The organism is Desertihabitans aurantiacus, assembly GCF_003344635.1.
GTDB lineage: Bacteria > Actinomycetota > Actinomycetes > Propionibacteriales > Propionibacteriaceae > Desertihabitans > Desertihabitans aurantiacus.
Window position 1 is genome coordinate 1 of the sequence record NZ_QPKK01000226.1, and the last position, 6,279, is coordinate 6,279.

The 6,279-nt window shown below is 74.8% G+C and carries 7 protein-coding genes and 1 riboswitch; of the genes, 6 read left to right on the plus strand and 1 reads right to left on the minus strand.

The genetic code is table 11. From position 1 onward, the window contains the following. Window positions 1-310: putative immunity protein (locus DVA66_RS15600; protein ID WP_408608921.1), on the minus strand; the 310-nt coding region annotated here is incomplete at its 3' end. An 88-nt stretch (window positions 311-398) separates the two neighbouring features. Here DVA66_RS15600 and DVA66_RS21355 point away from each other — a divergent pair. The 6 genes from DVA66_RS21355 to DVA66_RS15630 form a co-directional block, all read left to right on the plus strand. After that, window positions 399-1,880, plus strand: coding sequence for a hypothetical protein (locus tag DVA66_RS21355; protein ID WP_198671823.1), 1,482 nt, complete (start codon window positions 399-401; stop codon window positions 1,878-1,880). Between the two features lie 75 nt (window positions 1,881-1,955). Further along, window positions 1,956-2,093: riboswitch (FMN riboswitch) on the plus strand. Window positions 2,094-2,187: 94 nt separating this feature from the next. Further along, complete coding sequence (locus tag DVA66_RS15610; protein WP_232821996.1) at window positions 2,188-2,982, plus strand: ABC transporter permease; 795 nt, start codon at window positions 2,188-2,190, stop codon at window positions 2,980-2,982. Beyond that, entirely contained in the window at window positions 2,982-3,989 is a 1,008-nt protein-coding gene (locus DVA66_RS15615) for an ABC transporter substrate-binding protein (RefSeq protein ID WP_114560911.1), read from the plus strand. The genes DVA66_RS15610 and DVA66_RS15615 overlap by 1 nt, the downstream gene beginning before the upstream one ends. Window positions 3,990-4,050: 61 nt before the next feature. After that, complete coding sequence (locus tag DVA66_RS15620; RefSeq protein WP_114560912.1) at window positions 4,051-5,556, plus strand: potassium/proton antiporter; 1,506 nt, start codon at window positions 4,051-4,053, stop codon at window positions 5,554-5,556. 99 nt (window positions 5,557-5,655) lie between these two features. Then, complete coding sequence (locus DVA66_RS15625; protein ID WP_114560913.1) at window positions 5,656-6,048, plus strand: YciI family protein; 393 nt, start codon at window positions 5,656-5,658, stop codon at window positions 6,046-6,048. Continuing rightward, on the plus strand, window positions 6,045-6,279 hold a 235-nt coding region (locus DVA66_RS15630; protein ID WP_269801632.1), incomplete at its 3' end, for a sigma factor. The genes DVA66_RS15625 and DVA66_RS15630, both read left to right, overlap by 4 nt.

Consider the following 6,279-nt stretch of genomic DNA (forward strand, 5'->3'; position numbering starts at 1 on the left):
CACGGGCCAACGGGTGCAGGTAGGCCGCCGCGGACGCGTCCCCGGCAGCCTGGGCAGCCAGCCGTGCTGCCTCGGTGGCGGCCTCCCGGGCGGCCCGGTGCGCCTCGACGGAGGCAGCCCGCTGCAACCGGCTGCGGGGCGCGCCCTCGACGAAGACCCGCGCCGCCTCCAGCGCCGCGCGGGGCCGTCCGTCGTCGGGGTGCTGGCGCTCGAAGACCGGCAGCACCTCCTCGGCCGCCGCAGCCGCGAAGCGGGCGACCACCCGCAGCTCCTCGACGGCCAGCGGGACCTCTTCCGGGACGCTCGGCACCGCCCGATCGTCCCATCGTGGGCGATCCGCCGCGGGTCGGACGCGCAGGTGCTACCCGGAGGAACCCGCGGCCTGCCATCGTTGTGCCATGAGCTATCCCGCCACTCCCGCGTCATCGATCGCCCCCGACCGTCCGCACGGCCTGGGCGACGTCCTGGGCACCGCCTGGCGGGCGATGAAGAGCCGATACGGCGCCCACCTCGGCATCGTGCTGCTGCCCATCCTGGTCGGTCTGGTCGGCGGGCTCCTCATCACCCTGCTGGTCTTCGCCCTCGGACTCACCGCCGTGCTGCAGGGCGACCCGGGCGCCGGGGTCGGCACCGGGGTCGGCGCGGTGGTGCTCGGCGTGGTCGGGACGCTCGTGTTCTACGTCGCGCTGCTGCTGGTGGCGCTGCGCGCGCAGGGCATGGCCGCGGTGCTGGTACAGCAGACCATCGAGAGCCGGCGGCCGTCCTTCGGCGACCTCTGGCGTGAGACCCGCGGCTTCTGGGGCCGGGTGATCCCGCTCCTGCTGCTCGCCGTGCTCGCCGCGGTGGCGTTGACGCTGGTCCTCGGGCTGGCGGTCGGCGGCGTCGTGGCTGCGTCGGTGGGGCTGTCGCAGGACACCGGCGGCGGTGCCGCCGGGCTCGGGTTCGGCGTCGCGACCCTGCTCTACCTCGCGATCGTCGTGGCGGCGGTGTGGGTCTCGGTGAAGCTGCTGCCGGTCTACATGGTGCTCGCGGTCGAGCGCCTGGGTGGCATGGCGGCGGTCAAGCGGGCCTGGCGGCTCACCGACCGCAACTTCTGGCGCACCCTCGGCTACAACATCGTCGCCCAGCTGATCCCGCAGGCGGTGATCTACGTCGTCACCTTCGTCGGGATGGCCATCGGCTTCGGTGTGATGGCCGGTGCGCTGGCGGCCGCCGGGGACAGCCTCGGCTCGGGCAGCCCGGACGCCGCGGTCGTCGCGCCGATCATCATCGGCGTCGTCGTGATGTACGCGCTGCCGCTGGTGGCCGCGCTCTTCGTGGCGCCGTTCCTCAACTGCTTCTACACCGTCTACAGCATGGACCTCGCCCGCCGGAAGGCCACCGAGCTGCCCTCGCCCGCCCCCGCCACCGGCGGCTGGGTGGCGCAGCCCTACCCCGATGTCGCCCAGCAGTGGGGCGGCTACCCCGCCGCCCAGCAGTGGGGTCAGCAGGACCCCTACGGCACCCAGCAGCAGTGGGGCCAGCAGCAGGACCCGTACAGCGGCCAGCAGCCGCAGGCCGGTCAGCAGTGGGGCCAGCAGGACCCCCAGGCCGGTCAGTGGGGCCAGCAGCAGGATCCTCGCGCCGGGCAGCAGTGGGGCCAGGACCCCTACCCGACGCAGCAGCCCGGCCAGCAGCAGTGGGGCCAGCCGGGCGGCCAGCAGTCCGGTCAGCCGGGTGGGCAGCAGTGGGGCCAACCGGACGCCGGTCAGCAGTGGGGCCAGCAGGGCGGCGGCGAGCAGGGCCAGCAGGAGGGCCCGCAGGGCGGCGGTCAGCAGCAGGGCCAGCAGGACGACCGGGGCCGCGACGACCGCTGGGGCCCGCAGGATCCTCCCCGCTGACCCTCTGCCCGACGCCGCCGGACGGTGGTCGGGGGCCTTCCCGGAGCCGGGCTAGGATGCAGGTTCGCAAGACACGTACGTGCTCTGGGGTCGGTGCAATTCCGAACCGGCGGTGACAGTCCGCGACCCGTGGAGGCGCTCCGGCGCCGAGACGGTTGACCCGGTGGGACTCCGGGACCGACGGTGAGAGTCCGGATGGGAAGCAGCACGTGGCGCGCGAGGACGCTCTGACGTCCCCGCGTGCCCTGCGGTGACGCGCCCGCGTCGCCGTCCCCAGGTCGCGTGCGTCGTGACCGGGAGGACGGCCGTGGCTGAGCGGGAGAACGCACGCACCCTGCTGGGTGCCCGACGTCGGGGGTGGCCGGCGGCCGGCGCGCTCTGGCCGCCGCTCGTCCTCGGTGTCGTGCTGGTGCTCCTGTGGTGGGCGGTGACCGCCAGCGGCGCAGTGGGCCGGGTGGTGCTGCCCGAGCCGGTCGACGTCGTCACCACCCTGGTCGAGCTGTTCCAGACCGGCGACCTGCTGCCGGCGATCGGCGCGACCTTCTCCGCGGCCGGGCTGGGTGGCCTGCTCGGTGTCGCCATCGGGCTGCCGCTGGCCTGGCTGCTGGTGCACGGCCGGTGGGCCGGCAGGGCGGTGGAGCCGTACGTGGCGGCGTCCCAGGCCGTCCCGGCGATCGCCATCGCCCCGCTGCTGGTGCTCTGGGTCGGCTACGGGCTGCCGGCCATCGCGGTGCTCTGCGCGCTGCTCGTCTTCTTCCCGGTGGTGGTCGCCACCACCCTCGGCCTGCGCACCCTCGACCCCGAGGTGGTCGCCGCGGCCCGGGTGGACGGCGCCAGCGGCTGGCGGCTGCTGCGCCACATCGAGGCCCCGCTGGCCCTGCCGGCGATCCTGTCCGGCCTGCGCAACGGCGTCACGCTGGCCGTCACCGGCGCGGTGGTGGGGGAGTTCGTGATGGGCGGCAAGGGCCTCGGCCTGCTGCTGACCGCCCAGCGCGACCGCTCCGACACCGCCGGGCTCTTCGCCACCCTGCTCGTGCTCTGCGCACTGGCCACCGCCGCCTACGCCGTGGTGCGGCTGATCGAACGACGGACGGAGATCTGATGAGGCTGACCCGACGCGCCCTGCTCGCCGCGACCGGTGGGCTGCTCGGCGCCACCGCACTGGCCGCCTGCGGTGCCGACGAGGCGGCCCCGGCGCGACCGACCCCCACCCCCGGCTCCCCGCGGCTGACCCTCGGCTTCAGCTACATCCCCGACATCCAGTTCGCGCCCTTCTACGCCGCGCACGCCCTCGGCCTCTACGCCGAGGCCGGGCTGGACGTCACGCTGCGCCACCACGGCGGCTCGGAGTCGCTGTTCGGTGCCCTGGAGGCGGGGGAGGAGGACCTGCTGGTGGCCAGCGGGGACGAGCTGCTGCAGGCGGTCTCGGCGGGCTCGCAGCTGCTCACGGTGGCGACGGTCTACCAGCAGTACCCGGTGGCGCTGATCGTCCGTGAGGAGTCCGACATCGCCACCCCCGCCGACCTGCGCGGGCGCACCATCGGCGCCCCCGGGCCCTACGGCGGCAACTGGTTCGCGCTGCTGGCCATCCTCGACTCGGCCGGGCTGACCGTCGACGACCTGACCGTGGAGTACATCGGCTTCACCCAGCAGGCCGCGCTCACCACCGACGCGGTCGAGGGCGTGATGGGCTACCTCAACAACGAGGCCGTCCGGCTGGAGGCGTCCGGCATCGCGGTGCGCACCATCACGCTGCCCGAGGACGCCGCCCTGGCCAGCATCGGGCTCAACACCACCACCGCGCTGGCCGAGCGCGACCCCGAGACGCTGCGGGCCTTCGTGGCCGCCTCGCTGCAGGGGATCCGGGCCGTGGTGGACGACCCCGAGGGCGCGGTCGAGCTGAGCGGGGAGTACATCCCCGGCATGACCGGAGCCGCCCGCGACGACGCCCGCGCCACCCTGGAGGCCACCATCCCGCTGTTCGGCGACGCCAGCGGCCGGGTCGACCTGGAGCGCTGGCAGGCGATGGCGCAGTTCATGGCCGGGGCCGGCCTGCTCGAGGGCGAGGTGGACGCGAGCACCGCCGCCACCAACGACTTCCTGCCCTGACCCCTGGCGGGCCCGTCGGCTCGTCACACAGGCGTCATCGGCGGTGGGGGAGGATGAGCCCATGATCGACCTGGACGGCATCCTGCTCGTGGGCGCCGCCGTCCTGCTGGTCTCGGTCATGGCTGCCCGGCTGGGCTCGTCGGTGGGGCTGCCGGCCCTGCTGCTCTTCCTCGGGCTCGGCATGGTGCTGGGCGACTCCGGGCTCGGGGTGGCCTTCGACGACGCCGATCTCGCGCACGCGCTCGGCTTCGGGGCGCTGGTGCTCATCCTGGCCGAGGGCGGCCTCACCACCCGCTGGCCCGACATCCGCCGCAGCACCCCGCTGGCGGCGCTGCTGGCGGTGGTCGGCACGGTGGTCAGCACCGCCCTCACCGCCGCCTTCGCCCACCTCGTCCTCGGGCTCGACCTGTGGACGGCGGTGCTGCTGGGGGCGGTCTGCTCGCCGACCGACGCCGCCGCGGTGTTCTCGGTGCTGCGCCGGGTGCCGCTGCCCGGACGCCTGCGCGGCGTGCTCGAGGCGGAGTCCGGGCTGAACGACGCCCCCACGGTGCTGCTGGTGACCGTGGCCAGCGAGCTGGCGCTGGGGCACGAGCTGGCCGGCGGCCCGCTCGGGCTGGTCGGGCTGGTGGTGCTCGAGCTGGTCGGTGGGGTGCTGTTCGGGCTGGTGCTCGGCTGGGTCGGCACCCAGGTGATGCGCCGGGTCGCGCTGCCGGCGTCCGGGCTCTACCCGCTGGCGGCGGTCGGCTGGCCGGTGCTGGCCTACGGGGTCGCCGCGGTCGCCCACACCAGCGGGTTCGCCGCGGTCTACGTGTGCGCGCTGGTGCTGGGCAACAGCCAGCTGCCGCACCGCTCGGCCACCCGCTCCTTCGTGGAGGGGATGGGCTGGATCGCCCAGATCGGGCTGTTCGTCATGCTCGGCCTGCTCGCCACGCCGTCCCGGCTCAGCTGGCAGGCCGTGGCCGTCGCGGTGGCGGCCGGCATCTTCCTCACCCTGGTCGCCCGACCGCTGTCGGTGCTGGCCTGCGCGTACTGGTTCCGGCTGCCCGGGCGGCACCTGGCGTTCATGTCGTGGTCGGGGCTGCGGGGCGCGGTGCCGATCGTGCTCACCACCATCCCGCTGTCCTACGGCGTGCCCGGCTCGGACTTCCTCTTCGACGTGGTGCTGGTCTTCGTCATCGTGTTCACCCTCGCCCAGGCACCGACCCTGCCGCTGGCGGCGCGGCTGCTGGGTCTCGACCGAGGCGTGGTCGCCGACGTCGAGGTGGAGTCCGCGCCGCTGGACAAGGTGTCGGCCTCGCTGCTGCAGATCCGCATCCCGCCGGACTCCCACCTGCAGGGGCTCACCATCGCCGAGCTGCGGCTGCCCCGCGACGCCGCGGTCAGCCTCGTGGTCCGCGACGACCACATGTTCACCCCGGCCGGCCGGGACCGGCTCCGCTCGGGCGACGAGCTGCTCATCGTGGCGCCGGCGGCGTTGAGCGACCAGGTGGAGAACCGGTTGCGCGCCCTCGGCCGACGTGGTCGGCTGGCCCGGTGGTGGCAGGAGTCCGGCTCGCCGGAGAGCTGACGCGGACGGTCGCCGCGATCATGTCGACATCGGGGTCGGCTGCTCCGACCTCGGGGGTGGACGGGCCGACCGGCTCGTCGGCAACGAGAGGAACCCACCGTGAAGTACGTCCTGATGATCCACTCCAACCCCCAGCCGTGGGGCCACCCGACCCCGGACTTCCTGCCCGAGTACGCCGACCAGTCCGCCGAGCAGCGGGCCGAGCGGGACGCCGGGTTCGGCGACCTGCTCGGCCAGCTGCAGCGCGACGGCGAGCTGCTCGGCGGGGAGGCGCTCGGCGACCCCCGCACCGCCCGGCTCTACCGCTGGGACGGCGGCACCCCGCTCGTCTCCGACGGGCCGTACTCCGAGGCCAAGGAGCACCTGGCCGGGTTCTTCCTGCTCGACGTGGAGAGCCAGCAGCGTGCGGAGGAGATCGCCCGCCGCTTCTCCGGGCCGGGCGAGACCGTCGAGCTGCGTCCGGTGATGGGCGCCGGCGGCGAGGACCAGTGAGCCGACCCGGGCCGGCACCGGACGGACCCGGGTTCACCGACGTGTGGCGGCGCGAGTCGCCGCACGCCCTGGCCGCGCTGCTGCGCCGCCACGGCGACCTGGCCGACTGCGAGGACGCCCTCCAGGAGGCCGCGGCGGCTGCGGCGGTGCAGTGGCCGCGGGACGGGACGCCGCACGACCCGGGCGCCTGGCTGGTCCGGGTCGCCTCGCGGCGCCTGCTCGACGGCGTCC

Excerpts from the sequence above, each read along its gene's own strand:
- DVA66_RS21355 (WP_198671823.1), top strand. The coding sequence starts at position 399 with ATGAGCTATCCCGCCACTCCCGCGTCATCGATCGCCCCCGACCGTCCG.
- DVA66_RS15615 (WP_114560911.1), top strand. The coding sequence starts at position 2,982 with ATGAGGCTGACCCGACGCGCCCTGCTCGCCGCGACCGGTGGGCTGCTC.
- DVA66_RS15620 (WP_114560912.1), top strand. The coding sequence starts at position 4,051 with ATGATCGACCTGGACGGCATCCTGCTCGTGGGCGCCGCCGTCCTGCTG.